Origin of the sequence: Planotetraspora kaengkrachanensis, from assembly GCF_016862895.1 — a bacterium.
Lineage (GTDB): Bacteria > Actinomycetota > Actinomycetes > Streptosporangiales > Streptosporangiaceae > Planotetraspora > Planotetraspora kaengkrachanensis.
In genome coordinates this window covers 22236-48566 of sequence record NZ_BONV01000014.1, presented here as the reverse complement: position 1 = coordinate 48566, position 26331 = coordinate 22236, and the positions used below count along the sequence as shown (strand labels likewise).

At 67.5% G+C, this 26331-nt stretch carries 28 protein-coding genes; 8 read left to right on the top strand and 20 right to left on the bottom strand.

The features are described from left to right. The first annotated feature begins 176 nt into the window (after nucleotides 1-176). Nucleotides 177-1163: a glutathione S-transferase C-terminal domain-containing protein gene (locus Pka01_RS17270; protein WP_203883800.1), complete on the top strand. Its 987-nt coding sequence runs from the start codon at nucleotides 177-179 to the stop codon at nucleotides 1161-1163. Between the two features lie 66 nt (nucleotides 1164-1229). Here Pka01_RS17270 and Pka01_RS17265 read toward each other — a convergent pair whose 3' ends face one another. Then, a complete protein-coding gene (locus tag Pka01_RS17265; protein ID WP_203883799.1) occupies nucleotides 1230-2231 on the bottom strand; it encodes an aldo/keto reductase in 1002 nt (333 codons plus the stop codon). A gap of 201 nt (nucleotides 2232-2432) precedes the next feature. Here Pka01_RS17265 and Pka01_RS17260 point away from each other — a divergent pair, with 201 nt between their 5' ends. After that, on the top strand, nucleotides 2433-3269 hold the full coding sequence (locus Pka01_RS17260) for a helix-turn-helix transcriptional regulator (RefSeq protein ID WP_239115071.1): 837 nt from the start codon (nucleotides 2433-2435) through the stop codon (nucleotides 3267-3269). Between the two features lie 7 nt (nucleotides 3270-3276). On the opposite strand, the gene Pka01_RS17255 is transcribed toward Pka01_RS17260, so the two are convergent. The 6 genes from Pka01_RS17255 to Pka01_RS17230 form a co-directional block, all read right to left on the bottom strand. Beyond that, complete coding sequence (locus Pka01_RS17255; RefSeq protein WP_203883798.1) at nucleotides 3277-5115, bottom strand: hypothetical protein; 1839 nt, start codon at nucleotides 5113-5115, stop codon at nucleotides 3277-3279. Next, a complete protein-coding gene (locus Pka01_RS17250) occupies nucleotides 5100-5855 on the bottom strand; it encodes an ABC transporter ATP-binding protein (RefSeq protein ID WP_203883797.1) in 756 nt (251 codons plus the stop codon). The genes Pka01_RS17255 and Pka01_RS17250 overlap by 16 nt, the downstream gene beginning before the upstream one ends. Nucleotides 5856-6032: 177 nt before the next feature. Further along, nucleotides 6033-8429 carry a galactose-binding domain-containing protein gene (locus Pka01_RS17245; protein WP_203883796.1) on the bottom strand — a complete coding sequence of 799 codons (2397 nt, stop codon included), beginning with the start codon at nucleotides 8427-8429 and terminating at the stop codon, nucleotides 6033-6035. A 279-nt stretch (nucleotides 8430-8708) separates the two neighbouring features. Further along, complete coding sequence (locus tag Pka01_RS17240; protein ID WP_203883795.1) at nucleotides 8709-9725, bottom strand: SDR family NAD(P)-dependent oxidoreductase; 1017 nt, start codon at nucleotides 9723-9725, stop codon at nucleotides 8709-8711. A gap of 82 nt (nucleotides 9726-9807) precedes the next feature. Further along, on the bottom strand, nucleotides 9808-9972 hold the full coding sequence (locus Pka01_RS17235; RefSeq protein ID WP_203883794.1) for a hypothetical protein: 165 nt from the start codon (nucleotides 9970-9972) through the stop codon (nucleotides 9808-9810). Continuing rightward, the gene (locus tag Pka01_RS17230; protein ID WP_203883793.1) at nucleotides 9972-10385 is read right to left on the bottom strand and encodes an NAD-dependent epimerase/dehydratase family protein; all 414 of its coding nucleotides are present in this window, start codon (nucleotides 10383-10385) and stop codon (nucleotides 9972-9974) included. The genes Pka01_RS17235 and Pka01_RS17230 overlap by 1 nt, the downstream gene beginning before the upstream one ends. A gap of 141 nt (nucleotides 10386-10526) precedes the next feature. Between Pka01_RS17230 and Pka01_RS17225 the strand changes: the two genes are divergently transcribed. After that, nucleotides 10527-11099, top strand: coding sequence for a TetR/AcrR family transcriptional regulator (locus Pka01_RS17225; protein WP_203883792.1), 573 nt, complete (start codon nucleotides 10527-10529; stop codon nucleotides 11097-11099). On the opposite strand, the gene Pka01_RS17220 is transcribed toward Pka01_RS17225, so the two are convergent. Next, entirely contained in the window at nucleotides 11096-12484 is a 1389-nt protein-coding gene (locus Pka01_RS17220) for a M48 family metallopeptidase (RefSeq protein WP_203883791.1), read from the bottom strand. The two genes, Pka01_RS17225 and Pka01_RS17220, sit on opposite strands and share 4 nt — an antisense overlap. A 157-nt stretch (nucleotides 12485-12641) precedes the next feature. Between Pka01_RS17220 and Pka01_RS17215 the strand changes: the two genes are divergently transcribed. The 3 genes from Pka01_RS17215 to Pka01_RS17205 all read left to right on the top strand — a co-directional run bounded on the left by Pka01_RS17215 (nucleotide 12642) and on the right by Pka01_RS17205 (nucleotide 15767). Next, a complete protein-coding gene (locus Pka01_RS17215; RefSeq protein WP_203883790.1) occupies nucleotides 12642-13256 on the top strand; it encodes a DUF4291 domain-containing protein in 615 nt (204 codons plus the stop codon). 9 nt (nucleotides 13257-13265) lie between these two features. Further along, nucleotides 13266-13811, top strand: a complete 546-nt coding sequence (locus tag Pka01_RS17210) for an MBL fold metallo-hydrolase (protein ID WP_203883789.1) — start codon at nucleotides 13266-13268, stop codon at nucleotides 13809-13811. 81 nt (nucleotides 13812-13892) lie between these two features. After that, nucleotides 13893-15767: a tetratricopeptide repeat protein gene (locus tag Pka01_RS17205; protein WP_203883788.1), complete on the top strand. Its 1875-nt coding sequence runs from the start codon at nucleotides 13893-13895 to the stop codon at nucleotides 15765-15767. An 823-nt stretch (nucleotides 15768-16590) separates the two neighbouring features. Here Pka01_RS17205 and Pka01_RS17200 read toward each other — a convergent pair. The 8 genes from Pka01_RS17200 to Pka01_RS17165 all read right to left on the bottom strand — a co-directional run bounded on the left by Pka01_RS17200 (nucleotide 16591) and on the right by Pka01_RS17165 (nucleotide 21226). Beyond that, on the bottom strand, nucleotides 16591-16932 hold the full coding sequence (locus Pka01_RS17200) for a hypothetical protein (RefSeq protein ID WP_203883787.1): 342 nt from the start codon (nucleotides 16930-16932) through the stop codon (nucleotides 16591-16593). 236 nt (nucleotides 16933-17168) lie between these two features. Beyond that, nucleotides 17169-17870: a hypothetical protein gene (locus Pka01_RS17195; RefSeq protein ID WP_203883786.1), complete on the bottom strand. Its 702-nt coding sequence runs from the start codon at nucleotides 17868-17870 to the stop codon at nucleotides 17169-17171. Between the two features lie 345 nt (nucleotides 17871-18215). After that, complete coding sequence (locus tag Pka01_RS17190) at nucleotides 18216-18578, bottom strand: DUF6572 domain-containing protein (protein ID WP_203883785.1); 363 nt, start codon at nucleotides 18576-18578, stop codon at nucleotides 18216-18218. A 54-nt stretch (nucleotides 18579-18632) separates the two neighbouring features. Beyond that, nucleotides 18633-18896 carry a hypothetical protein gene (locus Pka01_RS17185; RefSeq protein WP_203883784.1) on the bottom strand — a complete coding sequence of 88 codons (264 nt, stop codon included), beginning with the start codon at nucleotides 18894-18896 and terminating at the stop codon, nucleotides 18633-18635. Between the two features lie 378 nt (nucleotides 18897-19274). Further along, nucleotides 19275-19625 (bottom strand): hypothetical protein, encoded by a 351-nt coding sequence (locus tag Pka01_RS17180; protein WP_203883783.1) that lies wholly within the window; start codon nucleotides 19623-19625, stop codon nucleotides 19275-19277. A gap of 279 nt (nucleotides 19626-19904) precedes the next feature. After that, entirely contained in the window at nucleotides 19905-20216 is a 312-nt protein-coding gene (locus tag Pka01_RS17175; protein ID WP_203883782.1) for a barstar family protein, read from the bottom strand. 11 nt (nucleotides 20217-20227) lie between these two features. Further along, complete coding sequence (locus Pka01_RS17170) at nucleotides 20228-20623, bottom strand: ankyrin repeat domain-containing protein (RefSeq protein ID WP_203883781.1); 396 nt, start codon at nucleotides 20621-20623, stop codon at nucleotides 20228-20230. A 12-nt stretch (nucleotides 20624-20635) separates the two neighbouring features. After that, nucleotides 20636-21226, bottom strand: coding sequence for a hypothetical protein (locus Pka01_RS17165; protein WP_203883780.1), 591 nt, complete (start codon nucleotides 21224-21226; stop codon nucleotides 20636-20638). 487 nt (nucleotides 21227-21713) lie between these two features. On the opposite strand from Pka01_RS17165, the gene Pka01_RS17160 reads away from it, so the two are divergent. Further along, on the top strand, nucleotides 21714-21920 hold the full coding sequence (locus tag Pka01_RS17160) for a hypothetical protein (protein ID WP_203883779.1): 207 nt from the start codon (nucleotides 21714-21716) through the stop codon (nucleotides 21918-21920). Nucleotides 21921-22044: 124 nt separating this feature from the next. On the opposite strand, the gene Pka01_RS17155 is transcribed toward Pka01_RS17160, so the two are convergent. The 3 genes from Pka01_RS17155 to Pka01_RS17145 all read right to left on the bottom strand — a co-directional run bounded on the left by Pka01_RS17155 (nucleotide 22045) and on the right by Pka01_RS17145 (nucleotide 23987). Further along, complete coding sequence (locus Pka01_RS17155) at nucleotides 22045-22326, bottom strand: hypothetical protein (RefSeq protein ID WP_203883778.1); 282 nt, start codon at nucleotides 22324-22326, stop codon at nucleotides 22045-22047. A 159-nt stretch (nucleotides 22327-22485) separates the two neighbouring features. Continuing rightward, nucleotides 22486-23259, bottom strand: a complete 774-nt coding sequence (locus Pka01_RS17150) for a DUF3626 domain-containing protein (protein WP_239115070.1) — start codon at nucleotides 23257-23259, stop codon at nucleotides 22486-22488. A gap of 362 nt (nucleotides 23260-23621) precedes the next feature. Continuing rightward, on the bottom strand, nucleotides 23622-23987 hold the full coding sequence (locus Pka01_RS17145) for a hypothetical protein (protein WP_203883776.1): 366 nt from the start codon (nucleotides 23985-23987) through the stop codon (nucleotides 23622-23624). Between the two features lie 644 nt (nucleotides 23988-24631). Between Pka01_RS17145 and Pka01_RS17140 the strand changes: the two genes are divergently transcribed. After that, nucleotides 24632-25324: a hypothetical protein gene (locus tag Pka01_RS17140; RefSeq protein WP_203883775.1), complete on the top strand. Its 693-nt coding sequence runs from the start codon at nucleotides 24632-24634 to the stop codon at nucleotides 25322-25324. Between the two features lie 198 nt (nucleotides 25325-25522). Here the strand turns inward: Pka01_RS17140 and Pka01_RS17135 are convergent, their stop codons facing one another. Continuing rightward, nucleotides 25523-26314, bottom strand: a complete 792-nt coding sequence (locus tag Pka01_RS17135; RefSeq protein WP_203883774.1) for an IclR family transcriptional regulator — start codon at nucleotides 26312-26314, stop codon at nucleotides 25523-25525. Between the last annotated feature and the right edge of the window lie 17 nt (nucleotides 26315-26331).

The window sequence follows — 26331 nt, the reverse complement described above, 5'->3', positions numbered from 1 at the left end:
TTTCACGACATTGTGAGGATCACCTCACATCGGCTCCGGCACGGGAAACCGGGCGGGGTTGAACCCCCGGCGCCGCACGGGGACGATCACAGTTACGGATCACAGATTTCATATTCCTCTGGTAGGAATCAAGGGTTTGATGAGACACAACCGGCCACTGCTCGGAAGGTGACGTCATGACCGCACCCTCGCGATCCCCCGTATACGCGCCCCCGGTGGACATCGAGACCCACGGTCCTTACGGGCCGGGGCGGATCGACACCGCCTCGGGGTTCAACCGCCCGCGCTACCCCTTCCAGGGCCGGATCACCGCCGACGGGTCGAGCGGCTTTCCCGCCGAGCCCGGCCGGTACCACCTCTACGTCGGGTGGTTCTGCCCCTGGGCGCAGCGCACAGCGATCGTCCGCTCGCTCAAGGGCCTCGACGGGGCGGTCTCGCTCTCCTACGTCGACGACGAGCGGGACGCCCGCGGATGGGCGTTCCGTGAGCGCCGCGGGGCCGACCCGGTGAACGGGTTCCTGTTCCTCCAGCAGGCCTACGACGCGACCGAACCGGGTTATCCGGGCCACCTGTCGGTGCCGGTGCTCTGGGACCGGGCGACCGGAAAGATCGTCAGCAACAACTTCCCGGACATCACCATCGACCTCGGCACCCAGTTCGAGGAGTGGGGCGACCCGGCCGTCCGGCTCTACCCGGAAGACCTGCGGCCGCAGATCGACTCGCTGAACGACGAGATCTACCGCAAGGTCAACAACGGCACCTACCGGGTCGCCGGGGCGACCACCCAGGAGGACTACGACGAACTGCGCCACACGCTGATCGCGACCCTGGACGACCTCGACGCCCGGCTGGCGGACCGCCGGTTCCTGTTCGGGGACCACATCACGGAGTCCGACGTCCGGCTGTGGGTGACCCTCGCCCGGTTCGACCTCGGGTACAACCCGCTCGGCAAGATCAGCGAGCGTCCGCTGACGGGCTTCCCCCACCTGTGGGCCTACGCCCGTGACCTCTATCAGCACGACGCGTTCCGGACCACCACCGACTTCGGATCCTTCCGCTTCACCGGAGCCTCGTTCCTCAACGACGGCCCGGCCCGCATCGAGGTGGAACCGCGCGAAGCCGACTGGGAGGCTCCGCACGGTCGCGAGAACCTCGGCGGCTGACCGGCTCGGCCCGTCCCGTCCCGCACCCGGCGGAGCGGGCCAGACGGGGGGCCGGAGGGCGGATCGTCAGTGCTCGCTGTCCATCGTCTGGAGGACGGCGTCGGCGTACCGGTTGCCGGCCGCCGCGCCCAGGGGCACGGCGCTCTCGATACGGGCCAGCGCCTCCTGGTCGAGTGTCAGCGAAAGGGCGCCGAGCGACTCGCCGAGGCGGTCGCGACGGCGGGCGCCCACCAGCGGCACGATGTCCTCGCCGCGCGAGGCGACCCAGGCGATGGCGACCTGGGCGACCGTGACGCCCAGGTCGCCGGCCACCTCCCGCAGCGCCTCGATCAGCCTGAGGTTGGCCTCCAGGTTCTCACCCTGGAAGCGGGGGCTCGTCGCGCGGAAGTCGCCAGTGGTGAGCCGTCGATCGGGGGTCCAGTGCCCCGACAGCAGACCACGGGAGAGCACGCCGTACGCGGTGACGCCGATGCCCAGTTCCCTGGCCGTCGGCAGGATCTCGGCCTCGATTCCACGGGACACCAGCGAATACTCGATCTGCAGGTCGCTGATCGGGTGGACCGCCGCCGCGCGGCGGAGCGTCCGCGCGTTCACCTCCGACAGGCCGATGTTCCTGACCAGTCCCGCCTCCACCATCTCCTTGATCGCGCCGACGGTCTCCTCCACCGGGATCTGCGGGTTGATCCGCGTCGGGCGGTAGATGTCGACGTAGTCGGTGTTCAGCCGCCGGAGGGTGAAGGCCAGCCGGTCCTTGACCGCCGCGGCGCTCACGTCGGAGCCCACCTGGCCCCAGCCGCCGAACGGATCACGCCTCGAGCCGAACTTGACGCTGATCGTCACGTCCTCGCGCCGGTACGGCTTGAGCGCCCGGCCGATCAGCATCTCGTTGTGGCCCGAGCCGTAGAAGTCGGCCGTGTCGATCAGGGTGATCCCGGCGTCGACCGCGGCCTGGATCGTGGCGATGCTCTCCGCTTCGTCGGCCGGGCCGTACAGGTCGGACATGCCCATCGCGCCGAGTCCGATCGCGGAGACCACCGGGCCGGTCGCGCCGAGCTTGCGAGCCTCCATGGGGGAAACCTCATCCTTCGTCAGTCAACCGGGCGCCTGCGCCCGGGCCGTCCGCGGGGCACGGACGACATCCCGATGATGGGATCCCCCGCGCGAGTGCGGCAGGGCTCGTTTATCCAGGGAGAGTCTCTCCCCCGCTGCGGCGGCGAGGCAGGCGCCCGGGTGACGTCGGCACTGCCCGGGCCCGCTTACATTGGACGCGTGGACCGGCCGCAACTCGCGGATTTCCTCCGCCGCCGACGCGAATCCCTCCATCCCCGTGAGCTCGGCCTCGCCATGGGGACGCGTCGCCGTACCCCGGGGCTGCGCCGCGAGGAGGTCGCGATCCTGGTCGGCATGTCCGTCGACTCCTACAGCCGGCTGGAGCAGCAGCGCGGCTCCCAGCCTTCTGAGCAGATGGTCTCCGCCATCGCCAGGGCACTGCGCCTCGATCCGGACGAGCGCGACCATCTCTACCGCCTGGCCGGCTACAACGCGCCGTTCCGGCAGGTGTCCTCCGCGCCGGTGCGCGCCGCGACGCTGCGCCTGCTCGACCGGCTCCACGACACCCCCGCGCAGGTGGTGACCGACCTCGCGGAGATCCCCGCGCAGAACCGGATGGCGCGGGCCCTGCTGGGCGACCAGACGGACTTCACCGGCTTCGCCCGGAGCTTCCTGTGGCGCTGGTTCACCGACCCCACCGCCCGCCGGATCTACCCCGCCGAGGAGCACGACCACCACAGCCGCGTCCAGGTCGCCGAGTTCCGGGCCGGGCTGGCGCGCCGGGGAGCCGACCCGTACGCCGACGAACTCGTCGAGCGGCTCCGTCACGAGAGCAGCGAGTTCGCCGACCTGTGGGACCGGCACGAGGTCGCCGTGCGCAGGCTCGACAGCAAGCGGATCGTGCACCCCGAGCTTGGCCTCATCGAGCTCGAGTGCCAGACCTTCGCCAGCGAGAGCGAGGACCTGCGGCTGCTGGTGTTCACCGCCGTCGACGGCAGCCACGCGGCCGAGCAGTTGCGGGTGCTCGCCGAGCGCGTCGCCGAGCAACCCGCGTGAACGGGTCCTAGGTCGCCGCCGCCGCGACCGCCTCTTCCTTCGGGCGCGGGCGGTAGGAGACCCACAACGCCCCGCCGTACATGGCGATGCCGAGCAGGACCATGAAGACGACCACCGGCCATCCCCACGGGTCGGGCACGTGGAGGGCGAGGAACCAGCTCTTCTCCGTCGTGCCGTTGGCCTTCTGGACGCCGGCGACGATGCCCTGCGGGAACAGCGGGATCGCGCCCAACGACCAGCCGACGGTCGCGATGATCTGGTCGCGCTTCGGCAGGTCGTCGAACTTCTTCCACCTCGCCGACGCGGACTGCGCACGTTTGCCCGTGCGCATCGTCTGCAGCAGCTCGGGGCCGTGGGATCCCAGCCTGCTCTCGGCCAGCGCGCCCAACCCCCACACGCACAGCGCCCCGGTCGCGATCCCCACCGCGACTCCCGGCCAGCCGTAGGAGGAGGCGACCAGTCCGGCGGGCACGCCGGTGAGCCCGCCCAGCCCGATCACGGCGTAGGCGAGGCCGGTCAGCGAGCCGTCGTCCTCGGAGGAGCGCAGCGGATTGCCGCCCCGCCGGTGCGGATCGATGCCGGGCACGAGCGCGTAGACCGAGATCAGCGGGACGATGCCCGCCGCGCCGCCGAGCAGGGCGGCTGTCAGGGCGAGCGGCAGCGGCCACGGGCCGCCTGTGATCGCGGCGCCGGCGACCGTCAGCGCCAGGCCCACCGGGCCGACGGTCAGCAGCCACGCCCACTGCCGGCCCCGGACCTCGGAGGCCCCCGGCGTCATCAGGGTGAGCCACAGGACCGTGCCGTCCGTGCCGTACAGGTTGGCCGACATCGCGCCCGCCATGAGGATGAAGACCGCGCCCGTGTACGGCAGCAGGCCGTTCATGCCCATGAAGAGCATGCACGAGGTGAAGAAGACGGCATAGGCCAGGGCGAAGGTGAGCTGGTGGTTGCGCACCAGGTCGCGGGTCCAGGTGCGCAACTCCTTGGCCACGACTGCGCCCTGTGCGGACGCGGCCGTCATCGGCCGCCTGCCGCGGACGGACGGCCGGGCCGCGGAGGTGCGCCGGGTGAGCAGCGCCGCCCACGCGCCCAGCAGCAGCACGATCAGGAGGCACATCGCGGCGAGCGCGGCGGCCGCGCGCGGCAACGCCCCTTCGGCGGCCGCCTCGACGGCGATCAGGCCCCAGCCGGACGGGAGGTACCGCAGGATGGCCGACGCCGTGGGCGGAATCCCGCCCACCTGCTGGAAGGCGACGAAGAAGACCCACCCCTGACCGAGCGCGGCGAGAATCACGCCGTTGCTGAGCCCCGCTGCGATCGCGCCGACCCGCGACCGCAGCGCCAGCCCCATGACAGCGGTCGCGACGCGGGACAGCAGGACGAAGACCACCAGCGACAGCAGCACTGCCGGGAGCGCGATCAGCACCGGGACCGCCGAGCCGACGCGCACGCCGAAGACCACCAGTGCGGCCAGGGCCACCAGGCTGACCGCCGGGGCGACTCCGATGAAGGACGCGGTGAGCAGCCCGAAGGCGAGGCGCCGGGGCCGCAGCCCGACAAGGGTGAAGTATTCGGGGCGCAGGGTCTCGTCGCCGCCTCCGATGAAGACCGGCCCGAAGATCCAGCCGAGCATCCAGACCGCGTACGCGGCGGCCAGCAGGTCTCCGGTGTGCCACCCCGTGACCGAGCCCGCGTTCGGATCGCCGACGAACGCGACGGCGATGGTGCCACCGGCCAGGATGAGGCCGAGCACGGCTCCTGCGACGACGAGACCGGCCTTCTGGCTGTTCATCGAGTTGCGCAGGACGGCCACCTTCATGGCCGCCATGGTCAGCGCGACAGCCATGTCAGCTCCTTCGCCCCCGCGCCGGACGCGCCGACGAGCTCGACGAAGGCGTCCTCGAGCGAGCCGGAACCCCGGACCTCCTCCAGCGTGCCGGCGGCGGCGACCCGCCCCTCGTCGATGACCCCGACGTGGTCGCAGAGCTGTTCGACGAGCGCCATGACGTGGCTGGACAACACGACCGATCCCCCGCCGGCGACGAAACCGCGGAGGATCCCCTTGATCGTCGTCGCGGAGACGGGGTCGACGGCCTCGAAGGGCTCGTCCAGCACCAGCAGCCGCGGCGCGTGCAGCAGCGCGGTCGCCAGCCCGATCTTCTTGCGCATCCCGGTGGAGTATTCGATCACCAGGGTGTTCTCCGCCGAGTCGAGCTCGAGGACCTCCAGCAGCTCGCCCGCCCGCTCCGCCACCACATCCTTGGACAGGCCGCGCAGCAGGCCCAGATAGGTCAGGACCTCGCGTCCCGTCAGGCGCTCCGGCATGGCCAGACCGTCGGGGAGCACACCCACGAGCGCCTTGGCCGTGTCCGGATCGGACCACACGTCGGCCCCGAAGATCCGGGCCCCGCCGCTGTCGGGCCTGAGCAGTCCGACGGCCATGGCCAAAGTGGTGGTCTTGCCGGCTCCGTTCTGGCCGACCAGCCCGTAGAAGGAGCCCTGGGGGACGGTCAGGTCGACGTGATCGACCGCCACCTTCTCTCCGAAGGCCTTGAACAGGCCGGCTATCTCGAGCGCTGCGGTCATGACGATCTCCCGGTCGCGGGGGGGATGGGCCGTTTCGCGTGCGAGGGGTCCAGAAAGCGGACCGAGGAGATTCGATCATGAGAACCGTTGCCACGTCGAGGGAAAAGACCGAATCGTGGCCTCGGCTGTAGGGGCAGGCCCCGGCCGTCCGCTGCGGAACGGCCGGGGCCGGGGAGATCAGGCCGGATACACCTCGAACTCCGAGAACTGCGCCGCCGCCCACCCGGTGTTGCCGGTGACGTTCAGCCGGACGTACCGCGCGGAGGTCTGCGCGAAGGTGATCGTCACCGTGTTGCCCGTCGCGGGGTTGAACGTGTAGCCCGCGGACCCCGCGATCGTGGAGAACGACGAGCCGTTCGTGCTGCCCTGGACGGACAACGTCTGCGTCCGCGTCTGCCACGCCGACTGCGGCGGCAGCTTCAGCACGACCCGCCCGACCGACGCCGCCGCACCCAGGTCGACCTGCACCCACTGCGGGAACGCGTTGTTGGCGCTCTCCCAGTAACTGTTCGCGTCGCCGTCGACGACGTTGGCCGAGCCGTAGTTCTGCGTGTGGCTGCTCTCCGAGGTCGCCTTGCCGCGGGCCAGGTTGGTGTTCGCCTGCGCGTCCGTGGTCACGTTGACGGTGTTGGAGGCGGGCGAGGTGTTGCCCGCGGCGTCCTGCGCGGTCACGGTGAAGCTGTAGGCCGTGGCCGCCGTCAGTCCCGTGACGGTCGCGGAGGTGCCGGTCACCGCGGCCACGACCGCGCCGCCTCCACGCACCTGGTAGCCGGTCACGCCCTTGTCGTCCGACGAGGCCGACCACGACAGCGAGACGCTGGTGACCGTCTTGCCCGTCACCGTGAGGTTGCCGGGTGCGGTGGGCGCCTGCGTGTCGGTGTTCCCTCCGGCCGTGCCGTACACCTCGAGTTCGGACAGCTGCGCGGCCTGCCAGCCGGTGTTGGCGGTGATGTTGACGCGGACGTACCGCACAGAAGTCTGGGTGAACGTGATCGTCACGGCGTTGCCCGTCGCCGGGTTGAACGTGTACCCGGCCGGCCCGGCGATCGTGGAGAACGACGACCCGTTCGTGCCGCCCTGGACGGACAACGTCTGCGTCCGCGTCTGCCACGCCGACTGCGGCGGCAGCTTCAGCACCACCCGCCCGACCGACGCCGCCGCACCCAGGTCGACCTTCACCCACTGCGGGAACGCGTTGTTCGGGCCCTCCCAGTAACTGTTCGCGTCGCCGTCGACCACGTTCCCCGAGCCGAAGTTCTGGTTGTGGCCGCTCTCCGACGTCGCCCTGCCGCGGGCCAGGTTGGTGTCGCCGCCACCGCCTCCGACCACCGGGGGCGTGGGCCGGACGGGGGTGAGCGCGATCTGGCCCTTCAGCATGCGGCCGCCGTCGGCGGTGAGCCTCAGGTAGTAGTCCGACGAGCAGACCGTGCCGTCCTCGTCGAGGCCGAGGAAACCGGAGTCGACCGGGATCATCGACTGGTTCTCCGCCGTCTTGGCGATCTGGTTGCCCTCGTTGAACTCGTCGAACATCGAGATGTAGATGCCCTGGGCGCCCACCCTGACCATGTTGTAGAACTGGCGCCACATGAAGTCGCCGTGCGCGCGATGCCGCGCCGTCACCTCTCCCGGCATCACACAGGGCTGGTAGTCGATGCCGCGGGCGTTGCAGTACGCCTGGTCGGGCACGTTGAGGTCGTTGTAGAACCTGTCGGAGTCCGCCGCCGTGCTGATCCGTCCCACCATCCACGGAGAGAGCATGTTGTAGGCGTTGAACACCTCGATGAAACCGGGCCGGCAGTCGTTGATCCCGGCTCGCCAGTACGTCGGCACGCCGCCCATCACGTAGCAGCCCTGGCTCTTGAACCAGTTGACCACGTCGAGGCAGGCCGCCGCGTCCGACGGGTGCTTGGCCTCGTTGAACCCGAACCCCCAGATGCCGACGACGGGCTTGCCGTTCTGCCTGGCGTACGCGGAGGAGGCCGCCATGGCCGCCATCTTGTTCGTCCAGTCGGCCTTGATCTCGGGCTGGAAGTTCGTCCAGCCCGAGACGTCGTACATGATGTAGAACTTGCGGCCGTACGCCTCGGCCGCCGCGCGCACCTTGACGGCCATCGCGTCACGGGTCGCGCCCTCACCGCCGTTCGGGTTGAAACGCTGGAGTGCGGCCGTGTCGCAGTCGTTCTCCCGCATCCACCTGAAGTGCGTGTCGACGGTCTGCTGGTCGTACGACGAGAACAGCGCCGCGGGCCGGCCGTCGCCGAGGTTGCCGTAGGCGGTCGGGTAGGACCGCGTGAACTCCCGCATGTCGGGCCACGCGACGATGGTGGTGTTGTTGCGCGAGGGCGGCTGGGACCCGTTCTGGCTCCAGTGCCACCAGGTGTTGATGGGGGCGCCGTCACCCGGGCAGGCGAACCAGCCCTGGTAGCCGACGGTGATCTTCCCGACCACGTCACCGACGGGGCTCGCGGCGTTCGCCGCGCTGGTCATCGCGGAGATCAGTTCGGTGCCCGACACGGCGGCGATAGCGGATCCCGGCACCACCGAGGTGATGAACGTCCGGCGGGAGACTGCCACGTGCTTTCCTTTCGTCCAGAACGGCGGTCCATGCCTCACCTCCTCCGCAGGCCGCCCGGGGACGCTCCGGGGGCTCGGGTCGGCGGGTCGGCACGCGGCGGCGCTCGCCGTACCCCCGGAGCGAGAACAACCGCTTTGCGTGCATCTTGACAGGGGTCGATACCAGCTTGCAATACTCGGAAATATCCATGAAATATGGCGTCAGAAACGCGGCAATAACTTGCGCCGCTTGCGGAAAGCGGACCGTTCCAGCTGCGCGCCGCCCGGCGACGGCGGCGCCTATGGCAGCCGTGCGCCGGTCAGTTCCGTGCTCAGGTCCCACAGCCGGACGGCGGCCTCCGGGTCTGCGGCGTGCGGTGCGAGGCCGGCGGGCGGGGGGACCTCCGAGGAATGGTGCCTGAAGGGGTCCAGCGTTCCGGGATCCGGCTCCGCGACCGCGGCGATGTCGTTGTCCAGGCAGTAGACGCCGCCCATGCCGTCGAGTCGCGGGCTCACCGCGCACCACACACTCGTCGAGGCGCCCTGCCGTACGTTCTTCTTTCCTGCGAACGGGTCGATGACGGGGTTGCCCTCCTCGTCGACGAGCCCCATCGAGCGCAGGGTCTCCGGCGTGGCGTAGCGGCTGAGGTTGGTCCCGATGATGGCGCCCGGGTGGACGGAGAAGGCGCGCACTCCGTGGTCGGCGCCGCGCCGGTCGAGCTCGCGGGCGAACAGGATGTTGGCGGTCTTCGACTGGCCGTAGCCGAGCATCGGGTGGTACTCCCGGCGCTCGAACGCGGGGTCGTCGAAGACGACAGGGGACAGCCGGTGCGCGGCGGCCGAGACCGACACCACCCGCGCTCCTGTGGCCCTGAGGAGGGCGGGCCACAGCCGCACCGCGAGCTGGTGGTGGCCCAGGTGGTTGGTGGCGAACTGCGACTCCTGACCGCGCGCGTCACGGGCGAGCGGAACCGCCATGATCCCCGCGCTGCCGACGAGGATGTGCAGCGGACGGCCGGAGGCGAGGAATCCCCCGGCGAAGGCGTCGACCGAGGCGGGATCGATCAGATCCAGCTTCGCGATCTCGACGCCGTCGATTCCCGCCAGCGCGCGTGCGGCCTTCTCGGGGTGGCGCACCGGGACGACGACCTGCGCTCCGGCCTGCCGCAGCACCCGTGTGGTCTCCAGGCCGATGCCGGAGTGACCGCCGGTGACGATCGCGACCTTGCCGGTCAGGTCGACGCCCTCGATGACGTCCTCCGCGGTGGAGGACGCGTCGAACGGGGTGTCGGTGATAGGTGCCTGAAGGGTGCTCATGGTCTCTCCATAGTTTGTGCGCGGCCGGCGACGGCCGCGTGGGTCCGCCTTTGGGCGAGAGGTGGAACGGGAGGAAACCCCGTCACACCACCTGCAGGGCCGCCAGACTCCTCGCGCAGTCGACGACGGTCTCGGCGGCGGGCCGCGCCCGCCAGCCCAGCACGCGCTCGGCCTTGCGCGCGGTGTGGAGGTGCCTGCGGCCGAGATACGGCGTGAGCGCGCGGACACCGGGGTCGAAACGCGCCATCAGTCGGACGGCGACATCGGGCAACGCCCTCCTGGGCACCTTGCCGGCGGCCTCTCCCAGCCGCGCACGCAGTTCTTGGGCGATCTGGGACGCCCAGAGGAACTCGCCGGCCGCGATGAACCGCTGGCCCGCGGGTCCCTGGTCGCGACCCCTCCCAGTGGCGACGCGACGTGCAGGACGTATTCGCAGCCCGCGACCGCCTCCGCCCAGCCGGTGTCCGACGTCAGGTCCGCGACGGCGAAGCTCAGGCGCCCCTCGGGGTCCGCCGCCGTGGAGAGGGCGTCGCGCACCTCGTCCTCGCGGGCCCTGGTGCGCAGCGTGGTGCGCACCGCATAGCCCCGTCGCAGGAGCTCGACGATGCACCGGCCCGCGACGAATCCCGTGCCTCCGGTCACCAGAACGGTCTCCGCCATGGTCTCGTCTCCTCTCGATCGCCCCGCCGCCGCCGCGATGTGCTGTACTTGACCGGAGAGGTCTCCGGAACACTTGCGAACGTACCGGAGAGCTCTCCGGTACGCAAGCGGAGACGACTGGCGAGAGGGCGGACGGACAACATGGCCGAGGCGCGGAACGAGCCCGTGCGGGCGGATGCGCGGCAGAACCGCGCCCGCATCATCGAGGTCGCGCAGAAGGCGTTCACGGCCTCGGGCGACGTTTCGCTGAACTCGATCGCCAAGATGGCCGGTGTCGGCCCGGGAACCCTCTACCGGCACTTCCCCACGCGCGAGGCCCTGATCCTCGCCGTCTACCGCCATGAGGTGGAGCGGCTCGCCGCGTACGCGCCGGAGCTGCTGGAGGACCATCCTCCGCTGGAGGCGCTGCGGCTGTGGTGCGACCGGCTCGCCTACTACGGGCGGATCAAGCACGGGCTGGCGGACGTGCTGCACGCCCTCACCGACGACGGCCTGGCGGGCGAGACCTACGGCCCGATCATCGGCGCGGTCACGCTCCTGCTGCGCGCCTGCGAGGACGCCGGCGACATCCGGCCGGGCGTCGACCCGGACGACGTGCTGCTGATGCTGGGTTTCCTGTGGCGGATCAGCCCCGGCGAGGAGGGCGAGGCGCGGGCCGCACGGCTGCTCGATCTGGTCGTCGACGGCCTGCGCGCCGGTGCGCCGAACCTCTAGAGCGACGTCAGCAACGCGCGGAAGTCGTCCTTCGCCGAACCTCCGTCGAGGAACCGCACCGCGAGCCCGGTCACGTCGACGACCTCCCCGGTCGGCGCACGCAGCTCACGCTGCCGCAGCGGGTGGCCGTAGTCGTGGCCTGAGGCACGCAACGCGCAGTGGATCAACGGGAAGAGCACGCACACCTCCCGACCCGGATGAGCACAGAACGAAAACGCGTGGTTCCACTCGAGCTCGGGCGCCCGTCCCGCGACCACGATCTCCACAGCGTCGAGCGGATCCGCGACGTCCTTCCCGAGGAGTGCCGCGGCGGCCGCCAGAACCTCGTCGCGCTCACGTTCGTGATGCCGGTCCCAGGCGCCGTCCGGGACGTCGCCGTATCGCGTCTTCCTGGACAGCACATATCTTTTAGGGAGATACCGGGACAGGGCCTGACGTGTGAAACGTTCCTCCACTTCGCCGGGGAGTGCCGTGAAAAGCACCCGCTCGGGGGGCCGGGGAATCGTCAGAACTCCACCGAGTGCGGCGACGCGTCGGCTCATCGACGCCCCGGGACGTTCATCACCCGCGTCCGCCCGGACCAGCCCCGGCCACATCCGCTCGGCGAGGTCGTCGTGCTGGAGCTTCCATCGCCAGCCCGCATAGAGGTCGGACGGGAAGAAGCGCTCGGTCACCAGGTCACGGGCATACCGCAGCATGAACCAGGTGAACCCGTTCGCAACCAGCAACCCCTTGGACAGGGCCGATGTCGTGGCCTCCGAGCCGGCCACACGCACGCCTGCCTGATCGGCCTGAAGCATGAGGGAGTCGACGAGAGGGCCGAGCTCCCCCAACGGCTCGGCTCCGGCCTCCGCGCGTGACACCTCTGTCCAGTACAGGGTCAACAGGCCGCCGGTCGGCCAGGGACGGCTCAGCCTCTCCAGCACGAGCTCGTGGGCGACGACGGCTCGCAGTTCCTCCTCGTCGAGTACCGCCAGCAGCGGCAGGCCGAGCCACAGTTCGGTCCGCAGGAAGCCGCGGGTGGCCCTGGCATCCGGGGACGCCCAGGCCATCACCCGGCGGGGAGGCTGAAGCCGCAGTTCACGGGCGACGTCGGCGACCAGTGCGTACAGGTCGGCATGAGTGTCACGGCGGAGAAGATGCACATCGGATTCCCCCTGCCGGGCACCCGCACCACCGATCACACTGGCTCCCGCCGCGATCAGGGCGACCGCGCCGAGGACGAACACGTTCAGGGGGATGTCCACGAGCACGAACACGGCGAGGACGACGGCCACCGCGGCGGCGGCCACCGCCAGAGGAGTCAGGAGCGGCCGGGCGCGTCGGGGCACGATCAGCCGGGGACGACGCGACAGCAGCAGCCACACCGCACGCCTCCGGGTCATGCCACCTGGCAGCGCCGCCATGTCGTCCTCCGAGGCATATGCGGGAAAAGTACGAGAGCGATGGTGATCGTACGGAGCCGCATCACAGGTCTCAACACCGGTGCGAGGGCGCTAAATATGTTGCCCGGCGATCACCGGATTCGGCACCGTTGCCGTCATGAACGTCCCCTACCGGCAGATTCGCGCCGCGTACACCGAGGAGTCGATCACCGTTTACCAGGCCTACGACCCGGCCGTCGCGGAACCCGCCGTCGCCGCCGGGCGGTTCGTCCCGCCGTTCAAACGAGAGCGGATGACCTGGATCAAGCCGTCCTTTCTCTGGATGATGTACCGCTGCGGCTGGGCCACCAAGGCCGGGCAGACACGCGTCCTGGCGATCGACATCACCCGTGAGGGGTTCGAGTGGGCGCTCACCCGTTCGTGCCCGAGCCATCCGGGTCACGGCGCCGACCGGGAGGAGTGGGCCGCACGGCTGCGGCGGTCTCCGGTCCGGATCCAGTGGGATCCCGAACGCGACCCGCACCACAACGCGCTGCCGTACCGGTCCGTCCAGATCGGCCTGTCCGGCGAGGCCGTCGACCGTTACCTGGACAAGTGGACCCTGGCGATCACCGACGTCACCGGCCTGGTCCGAGCCGCACACGCCGTGGTGAGGGACGGCGGCGACCCGGCCGGCCTGCTTCCCGTCGAGCGGCCGTACCCGATCGGCGCGAACCTCACCTCGGTCATCGAGGCGACGCCCGGCTCGGCGGGCGCGGAGAACGCTGAATAGTCTGGCCCGATGGCGACAGTTCATGTGCTGACCGAGGGATACGTCGGTGACCGGGTGGCCGGAACGGTCACCCTGATCAGAGACGGGTCGGCGATCGTCGTCGTGGACCCGGGAATGGTGGCGAACCGGCGGCTGATCCTCGATCCGATCGAGAGGCTCGGCCTCACGCCCGCGGACGTGACCGACGTGGTGTTCTCGCACCACCATCCCGACCACACGCTCAACGCGGCGCTGTTCCCCGAGGCCCGCTTCCACGACCACTGGGCGATCTACCAGGACGACCGCTGGGACGACCGCGACGCCGACGGTTTCGCCCTGTCCGAGTCCGTACGGCTGATGCGCACGCCGGGCCACACGCTGGAGGACGTCACCACACTGGTGGAGACCGGCGACGGCCTGGTCGCGCTCACCCACCTGTGGTGGCACGCCGACGGCCCGGACGAGGATCCCCTCGCCGTGGACGGGGCCCTGCTCCGCACGTCCCGCGAACGCGTGCTCGGCTTGTCCCCCATCTTGATCATCCCTGGTCACGGAGCCCCGTTCTCAGCGAGCTGACCACGAGGTGCGACCGGGTTCGTGTTCGGTGTCCGGGCATGGCATCGTAGGTCCTCATTTGCGGCAGATGAGGAGTTTTGCGTGACGCCAGCATCGGAGGGCACGGGGGACCGCCGCCTGGAGGCCGAGGGCGAGCTGAGCATGGCCCGTCTGGCCCTCGACGACGGTGAACGGCAGCACGCGGCCGACCACATCGCCAACGCCCTCGTCTGCGACCCCACCTTCCCTGACGCCCACGAGCTGCTGACGGTGCTCACCGGGCGCGCGGACGACCGCCTCGACCTGTTCCCCGTCGAGCAGCCCGCCTTCCTCGGCGCGGTCGTCGCCCGAGCCCACGTTCTCGCGGCGGACGGCGAGCACTCCGAGGCACTCGAACTGCTGGTGTCGGCCCAGTGCCATCAGCCCGCGGGCCGCTGGGCCGACATCCCGTGGGTGCTCGACACCGCGCTCGCGACCCGCGTGCCGCCGGACGAGCTGTGCGCCCTGGCCGCGCGGCTGCTGCGGGTGCTTCCCGACCCGATCCCCTCCGACATGCGATCCGGCGTCCAGCCCTACCTCTCGCTGGTCCGCAACTCGGCCGGGCTGTGGCCGCAACACGCCGGGATCCTGTGGGTCGCGTCCGTCCTGTCCCGCCGCATGGAGTCGTGGGACGAGGCGCTCGACATGGCCCTGCGCTCGGAGAAGGCGGCTCCGTCGCTGCAGGCCTCGGTGGCCGTGGCCTACGCCTACCGGAGCATGGAGCGCTGGGCCGACTCCGAGCGGGCCTTCCTGCGCGCCCTGGAACACGACCCGGGCAACGCGGCGGTGGAGACCGACATCGCGGAGCTTCTGGCGATGAGCGGACGCGCCGAGGACGGGCTCACCTGGGTGGAGCGGGTGCTCAAGCGAGAGCCGTACCAGGAGAACGCCTTCCCCACGGCGTGCGGCATGCGCTTCGCGCGCGACGGCGACGTGCGCCATCTCGTCGAACTCGCCGACCACCTGCGCGAGCATCCCGGCAACTCCCACGCCGAGGGCGTGCTGACCTCCTGGTCGCAGCGCCGCTTCTGGCTCGGCCCCGTGCCCGCGCCCTCGGAGTCGGTGGTCAACGTGCTGTCCCAGGTGCTGGAGGCGGAGGACAAGCCGACCGGGGGGACGCTGACGGTCTCGGCGCCGGAGCCGCCGAGCGCCCTGCTGGCCTTCGACCGGTCCCTCCCCGACTTCACGCTGACGATCGGCGGCGTGCCCGACCCCGATCCCCGGTCCACGGTTCCCGAGGTGTTCTCCTCGGGCCCGGTCCGCTCGGTCGGCACAAGGGTGTGGGACTACGACGGGACCGAGGCCCGGCCGTCGGCCGCCCCGCCGTCCCCCGACGCCGCCCGCGCCCTGCAGGACATCGCGCAGCAGGGCTGGCCGCACCTGCCCGCCGCCTACGATCAGGCGGTTCGCCTGTCGGGACTGACCCTCGACGACCTCCTGGGCGTTCTCGTTCACCCGCCGGCGCCCCCCGAGGAGGACGCGGCCACCTGGCCCGAGTGGATCCGCTCGGTCCAGGCATGGGCCTGCCTCGGCATCGCGCATCACAGGGCAGACCAGCCGTGGGCCGGATCCGACCGGCGCGGGGTCCTCGTCGACCTCGCGTACGGCCCCGAGGACTGGGTGACGGAGGCGGCCCTCCTGGGACTCGTCACCACCGCGTGGGTGGTGCCGGACACGCGCGCGGACGTCGCCGAGGTGGTCGGGTGGCGTTTCATCGCGGCGATGGAGGCGAGCCGCACCCGCCCCGTCACCATCCTGGAGTCCCTGGCCTTGCTGACACTGGCGACCCCGGACATGAACTCCGACGTCAGGGCATTGGCCGAACGCGTCCTCGCCCCCGGCGACGGCACAGAGGACGAGCCGCCGCGCTCGGCCGGGGAGATCAAGCCTCGCTGGTGGCGGCGCGTCGTGCCGCGGCGGCGGCGCGGAGGCGCCTGACCGGCCGCCTCCCCGGCTCTGCACCGCGTCACGGAGCCTACGAGGGGCGCTGGGGGATCAAAGCATTGATCGTCACCGCCCCCGAGCCGCTGCGTGACCAGTTGCGCGGTCTGACCGTCCGGCATCTGATCGCCACCTGCGCCGCCTGGCGTCCCGATCGCGGCGCGCACAAGCTGGCTGCTTGACATCCATAGGAGCATCGGGATGGGCGGGCAAGGTGCGGCTTGCGTCGAATCCTGCTGATCGCTTTGATGCCAGCTGATGCTATTTGCTGGGTGAGGGGAGACCCGCGATGGGCGCAGACCCACCAGAGGCGCTGGCCGAGGCCTGGGCAGCGTTCGATGGCTCGCTCAGGTCAGGGGTCGGGTTCGACATAAGTGCGTATGAGGCTACGAAAGCTTCGCTTACAGCTTGTGCTGCCGCCTGGCGTGAACTCGACTGTATCCCTCGCTTGGGGGTGAATATCGTCGTCGATGTATTCCCCGCGACCGAGGCAAACGCGGCGATGTATGACGGGGAGGTGGCGGACCGGATTATGGCCGCTGCGTATGAGCTACATGATCTGGTTGGAGAAGCTGTGGGGTTGTAGAGGTTACTCGCCGCCTGGCGCCTATCGGGACCAGTGAGCCGCGTAGCCGTGCCCGTCGCGCGCCCGTCAGTGCGGTGACTCACGGCAAGCCGCGGAAAGCCATGAGGCAGACGATTAGGCGCGTGACCTGCGTCTCAGCAGGCTAGACGATCGCGTACCGAAGCCTTCCAAACTGGGGCTGCGCCGCGCCCGCCGGTGGGTCGGAGGTGAGGCGCCAGCAGGTGGTCCCCTCGCCTACATCTCGCCTTCGCTGTTCTCGATCAATCCAGCGCGACAGCGTTCGACCTCCTCGGAGACCTTCTCCATGTACCAACGCAGCACCTCGTAAGGGATAGCGCGCTCCTTCCCGTCACCATGAACGTGGATCGTCGGTTCCCGGGTTGGATCCTCGTCAGGCACCACCGCCGTGACGAAGGCGGGCCCAGGCAGGTGGGTCTTGGCATTTGGGATGTCAGCCCAGGCCGCTGGTGCAGGCACCGCCTCGCTCAGCTCCACATACCAAGCGTCGTCAGGCAAGGCATACGTAAACTGCACCGCGTATCGAGCGCCGGCGCGTTCGAACTCCTCAAATGGCATGCTTCCAGGCTGTCACGATGGATCAGCGCACTCATCCGGATATTCCGCCTATCGCGCCGGCCCCCCGAGTCGACGCCACGCTCGTGGTCGTACCCGTACGGTCGGCAACCCGCGGCGAATCACGGGGACTCACGGTCACTCGACGTGCATATGCCCAGGTCAGCGTTTTCGCAGCTCAGACTGCATGCTGTTGAAAGACTTCCCAAGCTGACAGCGGTGAAGTCTTCTGCGGGTGTTCAGAACTTCATTAGCTGATGTCCAAGCCGTTCGAGAAGACCCGGCAGGGGCACGTGTGCGGGTCGGACGCTGTAGCCAGGGAATCCACCCCAGGCGAGAGACAGACGTAAATATTCGACGAGCGAAATAGACTCCGCCACCGCTACGTACTCAAGCTGGGGGTCGGGGTTCGCGTTCGGGAGATGGATGGTGTGATCTCCCCCGCTGAAGTTCTCCTTGGCCGCCTCGTCAGGTGCGATGCTGAAAAAGAAGCCGCTCGCATGGAACCGGCACGGTTCATCCTCTTCCGGATCCGTGCAGGCACACCCGAGACTGAGGTCTCCCACGACGGAACTGATCTGGTTCCCAAGCACCTGGCCTGAGTGGAGGACTAGAGGGTCCGGCGCAAAATCCCAGGACTCACGTTCAGGCCCGTGGTAGCCGACGTGAGGCAGCAGTGAGCCTCCGTCCCCACACAGATCGACAGGACCCACGATCTCCAGGCATGCGCGGAGCGCCACAGGTAGAGGACCGATAAGGGTTTCGGCCATCGCGACAGCTTGCAAGTCCTCTGCCGTAGGGGTTCGTCGGACTGCGTCAGGGAAAGCGAACGCGTACTTTGCAGATGAAAGCTGGTCCACCAGCATGTCGACGTTGGCCGCGACCCGACGCATGGTCTCTCGTGCGACCTCTTCGGCATCCTCCTGGCGGCTCTCAGGCACGCCAGCCGATCCGTAGGCACGCAGTTCGTTCCACACTGCGATGTGTTCGCCTAACCGGTATCGGCTGACCCAAGATGCCACGGTCGATGATGCTAGATCACGTGCCAGATGCGTGCCAGGCGTCGGGCTGAGCTGGAACAGCCGCCAGGCGCTGGCCGCACATGGTGATGCCTCCGGCGGGGGCTCTCCGACTCCGGGATGGCGTTCGAACACACGTACGGGTGGTGGGGTGGCTGGGGTGGGTGGCCATCCCACCGGCCATCGACCCAGGCGAGTCCATCAGTCCGTCTCCTCCGCGGTGGGGTCGATGGCAAACGGGATGGGGGCAAGGTGTGGCGTGTACGCCTACGAGTCGGCGGCGGCCGACGTCATGCGCCAGGTGAACTCACCACCGGATTCAGCCGCCACTGGGGCGGCCTTTTCTACGAAATCCCGCACTTCAAGTGGAGGTTCGCTTTGGCAGAAGAGCACAATGCGCCATGGAAGTTCGGCGTGTGCGGGGGCTTGTTCGGCGAGCTGGCCAGACAACAAGAAGTTGAGGTAGGCGTTCAGCTTGTCTTGGATCAGAAGGACTTGATCACCCTTTCCGCCCCATTCGACCGTCTGAACCATATGGATCTCGATCACATCTGAGTCGGGGGTGAGGGAGATGATATCGATCACCTCAGGGTTCTCGATGCCGTGCTTCTTCCGCTTCCAGAGTCTCACTAGACGATCTTTCCATTGCTGGGAGCACGATAGCCACCGGGGGCGCAGGAAGTGTCACTGCAGCTTCCACAGGTGCCGCCAGCGCACCTCGTCATAGGTCCCAAGGAGAACCGTATCGATCAGCAACTCCAGCGTTAGGCGATCCGGAACCTCGTACTTGCGCTTGTACCAACGTCTGCGTGACTCAACCGCCGCCTTGACGATCTGCCATCCTCGGTCACACGGTTGGAAGTCCGCTTGGAATACCTGGTCGCCGGTCCAACTCCGGTGCAGGCATAAGCGATCATGCTCGACGAAAGCGAACCACTTGTCGTCCATATCTGCCGGAACGTGGCCGCACCGGATAATCTCCCATTCCCGCTCAGCCCACACTCGATCCGGTGGCGGCAGAGCGCGGGGTTTGCGTAGCGGCTGCAACTTCCCCCAGGAGGTCCTGGTCGCCATACCCTCTTCCGGGGCTGGACCAGGCGAGCCGACCATTACATGGCGCCAAATGGCGAACCGCTCATCGAGGGATGGCTTGTTCACGCCCCAAGGATTACACAATCCGAATTTGCTGCCGAATTGAGCCCGTAGGTATCAAAGACGGCGCTCCGCGCCGCCTCGCGGCCCCACGCCCGCTCGCCGGCCGGGCATGCGGCATGGGGGCCGGTCCCGGCCGACGGCAGCTCCGGCCGCGCCCAAGCAGAGAACCAACTAATCCTTAAGCACCCGCCACTCATCCGCCCACCAGCCCTCACCGCTGGTGTCCTGCACAGCGGACACGATGACGTCATCGACGATCTCGATGACGACCAGGTCCCATGGCTCCTCGAAACCGTGAGCATGGCAATGCGGGCAACCCTCTAGAACTCCCTGGGCCACCACGCGGTGATGGCCGCGTTCGCCCTCCACATCCCACGCGTAATCCCAATCCAACCTCTGCCCGACCCGGTACTCCACGAGGTCGAGAGCACCGAACTTGAACTGCGCTTTCCATGTGCCCGACTCCCCGCACTTCGGACAAGCAAGAGGTTCGGGCATCCTCACAACGCTGAACATCCCCATAAGCACCGATACTCCACACCAGAGCGCTGGCCAGCCAATTGTTTTCGCCTGCGGCGGGGACGCTCCTGGCACCGGGGTAACCGCCAAAGGCCAGCTCATCGTCGACGGCCGTCGAGGATTGAGGTAGGACGCCTGATCGCCCCACCCGCCAACGACCCGGGATAAGCCGAGCAGACCAGGGGCAGCGTGTCCATGTCGTTATCCAGTGGTGCACTCCACCTTGACCCCCTGGCCCTGGCCCGCTTCCCCCTGCGGGCAAGTCGACGGCGTACGAGCAGATCAGGCGGGCGGAGCATGCGCTCCGCGCAATTCGAAGGTGAAGCGCTCGCTCCAGTTCCGATCCGCATCCAGCGCTTGGACGCGCGTGAGAATCGTACGGATCTTGCCGAAGATCTCGGTTCCCAGGTTCGCTCTGCTCTCCTCCCAATGGGTCCACACCAGCTCCACCGGCCGTTTCACGTCGGTACTCAACCTGTCCCAAAGCGCGTCGAGGTTGTGCCCGTAGTAGGGACCGAGGTCCAGCAGCCCTGCCAGCAGGGCGTGGAAATCAGCTTCCGACCTGACCTGCCGCCCATCCACGACCACGCGCATTCTGCCGTCTTTCACCTGTGGGGTTCTGCTGGAGGAAACTCAGGGCAGGGGTTCTGCATGGTGCCGCCGTGACGGCGGGCGATGTGGGCTTCAAGCAACCGGACAGCCAGCCCGTGACGGTAGTGGAAAGCGTAGAGGCGCGGGATTGTTCCGTCGGGACTCGGGCGTTCGGGATCGGCCCCATAGGCCAGAAGCACAGCGGTGCATGAGGCGTCGAGTGGCTTTCCAGTTTGCGTTGCTCCGTCCGCCTCCATGTCAATCGCATGTACGAGCAGGGTCATGTTGGACCACACCTCGTTTGGGTCGGCACCAGCGTCGAGCAACCGGGTCAGTTCCCTCAGGTCGCCGTGCTCCACCGCGAGATGTGCCGGAGTCATCGGCTCGTAAGCTGCCGCTTCGTGTTCCATGACCGTGATCAGCTACTCGGATCTCGTAGCGGGGCGCCCGTCCCGCCCGCTCGGATCCATGCTCAAGAGACTTTCGTGCAGCCCCTGGATCGTTCTCCCTGTCGGCTCGCCATCTTCGCCCCGAACTTCAATCAATGCCCAGCTCGGTAGCTCATTCAGCAGATCTACGGGGATTGTGATGTCGTCCTCAGTAATGTCCGAGTCGTCGAGCTGGTAGAGCACACCGAATACAGTCTCATAAGCGATCATCCGTGCCAGGGCACCGATTTCTTCCTGGGTTGCGCCGAGTTCATCGACCAGGCGAAGCAATGCCTTGCCCCCGTCTGAGAAGGGTCCTGTCGGCCTGCGGTTCAGTTCTCGCCTGGTATTGGCGATCCAGGTATCTACCTTGTCGCGCCAGGAGTTGATTTCTGCTGACCAGAGTCCCCGAAGCAAGCGGTAGCGAGCTACTTGCGCTTGGTTCTCGCTGATCTCTGACCGAACCCATTCGTCAGGATGTTCCACACCCAGTTGCCGCAGCTGCTTTCGAAGCATGATCGCTTCGTCCTGGGTCCGCTCGTCGAGTGAGGAGATCCAACTGTCCCACCATGAACTCTTCGTCACAGCCCATGCTTGCACGCATAAGCCTCCGGCGGGGGCGCTCCGGCTCCGGGGTGATCGCTAGGCGTGTACTCGTCCCGCCGGCCCCAGAGGCTGAGGTAAGGACCTGATCACCCCGTCCGCCATCAACCCGGGGCAAGCCGAGCAGACCAGGGCCAGGGGGTCAGGCAGGGAAAGATGTGCGGGCTCGCAGCCATGTGGCATCCTCCCGACATGAAGGTCACCGCAGACGGCAGAACGCCTCTGCCAAGAAGCTTGATCGCCAACGAGGTCGCGACTGACGACGGTTACGCCTTCGAACTGGCATCGCCACTCTTGCTCCACGTCGGTGATCGGCTCAGCTTCGAGAATGGGCGTTTGGTTGTGGAGCGGGTGACGGGAGATCGACTATCCCCCGACGGGGCATGGTCCACGCGATGCCCTCGGCACGAGGGCTAGCAAGGTCCAAAACGCCTTGCCTGCTCGCTCATGCCCCTGCCACGATCTCCGCATGAAGGATGAGGTAGCCACCACGTTCGATGAACTCATCCTCCGCGGCCAAACGATCAGAGGCATCAAGCTCATCAAGGACACCTTCGGCTGCTCCCTTCAGGAAGCCCTCATCTTCTATCACGACCGGTACCGCCACCTCCGCGAGACGCGTCCCGAGGACTTCGCTCAGAGCCATGAGGAGTACTGGAAGGGCTTCTACTCGTGACTCCAGCCACAGGCAGCGGCTCTGTGATTTCGGGATGATTAACAGGGATGCCTTGAATGCCGAACTGGAGGCCGAAGGTCAGCACGTGCAGGGTTCGGCTTCCTTGCTTGATCCCGTCACGCGCTCAATCGGGTATCAGGCAAGCCAGGCCCTCTTCTGAGAGAGCGGCGATGGCCGCCTCCATGTGATCACGCGTTACCTTCTCGATCACGATGAGGTTGGGTTCCCGGAAGTACGAGCCGCCGGCGAGCTCATCGCTTATCTCCTGGCTGAGCCGTACCGGATCGTAAAACACCGGTTGGATACGTACCCCGTTCCACTCCACTGTGACGTCCCCGAACCAGCCCTTGACCTCAATCACCGATGCGTAGTCATCGAAGTAATCAGGCCACCGTACGGTTAACATGACAGAAGCGTACGCGCTGCACGATGGCATGATCACCGTGCAATTAGCGTGCAATTAACCAGGGTGACGAGGGGTCAACCACGGTCACTCACGACCGGCCCGACGCCCAGCTCAGCGTCCGTACGAGCCGTGATCCATACGCTTCCCAAGCTGACAACGCTACAACGATCCGTCATCTTGGCCTGCATCGAATGGCGAGCCGAAACGTGCCAGGCAGTGCCAGACCTTCTTGAGTGCCTGCGGGTCATAGCGGCCCGTACAGGCCGCATCTCCAATGATCCGCGGATCGAGGTGACCGTCCACCGCGATCTCGGTACCCAGGTCAACATATTCCTGCCCGCGGTAATCTGGGTAGCGTCGCAGTTGATCAATGGCGAGTCGGAATCCGGCATGCCATTCGATTGGGCATGGAAGCCGGTGGGCCGCAGCTTGCACGGCTGTTCCGCGATAACTCGGATCCAGGACCAGCGCCTCCACGTCACAGTCGAGCCTGACCGGTCCGTGTACCTGAGCCTCGATGTAGTCGTCTAGGGCGTCCGGGTTATCCGCTGTAGCTAACTCGATGAGTGCCATGCGGGAAGCGACACCGAAGGCCGACGGTTCAAAGAAGCTGTCGGGATAACAGAACGTGGCTCGTGAAAGGGCCTCTGCGGTCAGCCTGAAGTGGGCGGATCCGAATCGCGGTGCCGCACCGATGGGCTTGCGGCGGAAGTTCAGTGCGCCGTAGACGGGTCGATCGTGAGCGGGTGCGTGGTCGTATGCACTGCCGAAGATCCGACTCTCCCAGCGCCACCGGTCCCCGCCTGGATGAGCGGTGAGACCGCCATTGCTTGTGCCCGTGATGAACTGCGAGTGGTAAAGGCCGTCGTCGGCAAGCCTGAGCAAAATTAGCTGGTCGCCCACCAGGCGGTCCGGATGGAAGTTCAGCGTCACACGTAATTGGGGGTCGAGTGGCTCGCCTGACGATAGGGCCGCGACATGGCGGAGCGCTCGCTCTTGCGGCGCCCCGGACGTATCCGCGCTCATCCCTAGTGAACCTCCGGACGGTTTCTAGCATGTAGTCCCGCGCCGTGGGGTTCGTCCACGCCTGTGCCGTGATCATGCTGCTGGCCGTGGGGTTGTTCGTTGGACCAACCATCCTCGATCAAGCTGCTACGTCGCCTTGACTCTCTCGGTGTGCGATCGGGGAGTTACAGTTTGAGTTGCAGTTCAGGATGATCCAGGATCGTTCAGACCGGTCAACACCTGCCCAGTGACCTGCATTGAACCATCCGGAACAGATGGAAGTCGATCTTTTAATCCGCATGCTGCGCATTGTCATCAGGCGAAAGCACGCCACTTGCGCCTTCGATGTCTCCACTTCCGATCATGTCTCGAACAGCGTCGATCATCGAGCCGAAGCCGGGCTCACGAATGATGATCAGATCGGAGCACCAGAAGTATCGGCCGTTGAGACATTCACCCGTGTCTCGCCAGTGATCCATGACCCTGCTGATTACCCCGAGCGTCATAAAGGTGGCGTAGCGACGAGTGCCGTCAGCAAGCGTGATGGTTGCGTCCGCCTCGTCCGCGGTCACCGTGTCATGCTGCTCCCAGCGTGGGATCAGCATCTCGAAGTCAGGCTCGGTGACGCGGTAGAAAGGGCCGTCAATCTCGATCACGTAGCCCACTCTGCCCATGACCCTGGGGTGCTGCAACACGTAATGGTCCGCCGGACCAAGCGTTGGGCGTACAGCCACGACTACAGCCAAGAGGGTGAACAACCTCGAACTCTGGCGGGCATCCGCGAACTGCGCTCGCCCAGGTCAGGGGCGTCCACGTCGATCACGTCGTCTTCTTTTAATCCGTAGGTTCTTGGTTCGAGTCCCTGGCGCCCCACCCCTAATGACCTGGGCAGACTCCAAAACAATGATCGTTTGGAAGCCTGCCCAGTTGCATTTCTGGTTGCAATTGTTCAGTTGTCCCACAGTGCGCGGCCCATCCTCGCCACCGCGTCACCGGCCAGATTCTTCGTGACGCACCCCGCCCACCATCGACCCGGGACAAGCCGAGCGGGCCAAGGCCCGCTTCCCCTTCGGGCGGGTCGACGGCACACAGGGTGATCAGGCAGGCGGACTGTGCGCGCCGCGCAGGCCGGTACTCCCATCACTGCAGTGGCTGAGTTAAGGGCCTGATCATGAGCCGGGGCGGTCCTGGCTGCGCGATCGCGCGATGTAAGACGTCGGTCCTCTCCTTCGATCTTCACCGCCGCGTGGTGCAAGAACAAGACTGTTTCTGGCTGCTCAGACTTGTGAGACTGCCGGGCATGAGTTTCCTCGGCCAGCACGCGCCTGCTGATCTCGCTCGTCGACTCGCGCATGTCCGCTGGATTGCCGGCGGTACCGGCGCTGGCAAGAGCACCCTCACTCAGTCCTTGGCGGAACGGCACGACCTGCTCGTGTATGACGGCGACCGCGCCGAACAGGGCTACATCAACCGGTGCACCCCGCAGCAACAGCCCTACCTGTTCGCATTGCTGCGAACGCCCCTGGAGCAAAGATGGACGGGACGCACCGCGGATGAGATCTTCCAGGCCATGCCCAGCCTGTACGGCGAGACATTCGGATTCGTCATCGAAGACCTGCTTACCCTGCCCGCCGACCGTCCCGTACTCGTCGACGACTTCCGTACCCTGCCCCGAGACGTCGCGCCACTGCTGACGCGCCGTGAGCAAGCCGCCTTTCTGCTGCCAACACCCGAATTCCGCCGCAATGCATTGGGCACCCGATTCGCCGACCCAGCCAGAGCACGAGCCAACTGGGGAAGCAGTGACCATGCCGACGCGTTAGCCAAGCGACTGGCCCGCGACGAACTCTGGGATGAAGAAGTACGACACCAAGCCCTCGAACTCGACTTGCCGGTCCTGCAGGTCGACGGCTCTCGAAGCGTTGCCGAACTTGCCGACGAACTGGCCGCAATGTTTCACCTGCGGGATATGCGCGGGATGGCTCGTACCTAGATTCACGACCGAGAGCACAACGTTGCAGGTCAACGACTATGGCGGTAGGTAAAGATCTGCTCCACTTCTAATCCGACGGTCGGGGTGAATCCCTCGGGTGCGCTCCCCGGATCGACACAGATGCCCTTTGGGCTGGTCTTTTCGTTGTACGGCTGCACCCCACGCAGCCGTCGGCCACCACGTCGCTGGCCGCCCGGGCTAATCGCGCCGTTCCTGGCGGGGCCGCGCCGCCGGGGCGATCGCGGCCTGGTAGGCGCGGGCGATGCCGTCGGTGGCGGCCAGGAGCGGTTCGACCAGGCGCGGCAACTCCCGGACACGCCTCGACGAGACGACGATCCCGACCGCCGCCACCGGCACGCCGTCCGCGATGATCGGCGCGGCGGCGGAGCACGAGCCGAGCGTCATCTCCTCGTGCGTGAGGGCGTATCCGCGTGCCCGGATCTGGGTGAGCTCACGCGACAGCCGTCCCGGCTCGGTGACGGTGTGCGGGGTGAACCGTTCGAGCGGACGCGACAGGAACGACGTGACGAACCAGCCGGGTTCGAACGCGAGGAGGGCCTTCCCCACGCCGGTGCAGTGCATCGGCAACCGGCCCCCGGTGCGCGACACGATCGGCACCGCCCGCTTGCCGAACAACCGGTCCACGTAGAGGACCTCGACGCCGTCGCGGATGGCCAGATGGACGTTCTCCCCCGTGCTGCCGTACAGCTCCTGCAGCCAGGGATGCGCCACCGCCTGCAGGGAGTCGGGGGCGAGTTGCCCGAGCTCCCACAATCTGATCCCGATGTGGTAGCACCCGTCCGCGGTCCGGCGGAGCGCCTGCCACTCCTCGAGCTCGCCGACCAGCCGGTGGACGGTGGTCAGCGCCATGCCGCTGCGGGCCGCGATCTCGCTCAGCGTGAGCCTGGGGTGGCGGGCGTCGAAGGCGTCGAGGATCGCCAGGACCCGTGAGGTGACCGAACGTCCCCGATCACGTGCGCCTCCGGACATCCGCTCACCTCCGGAAA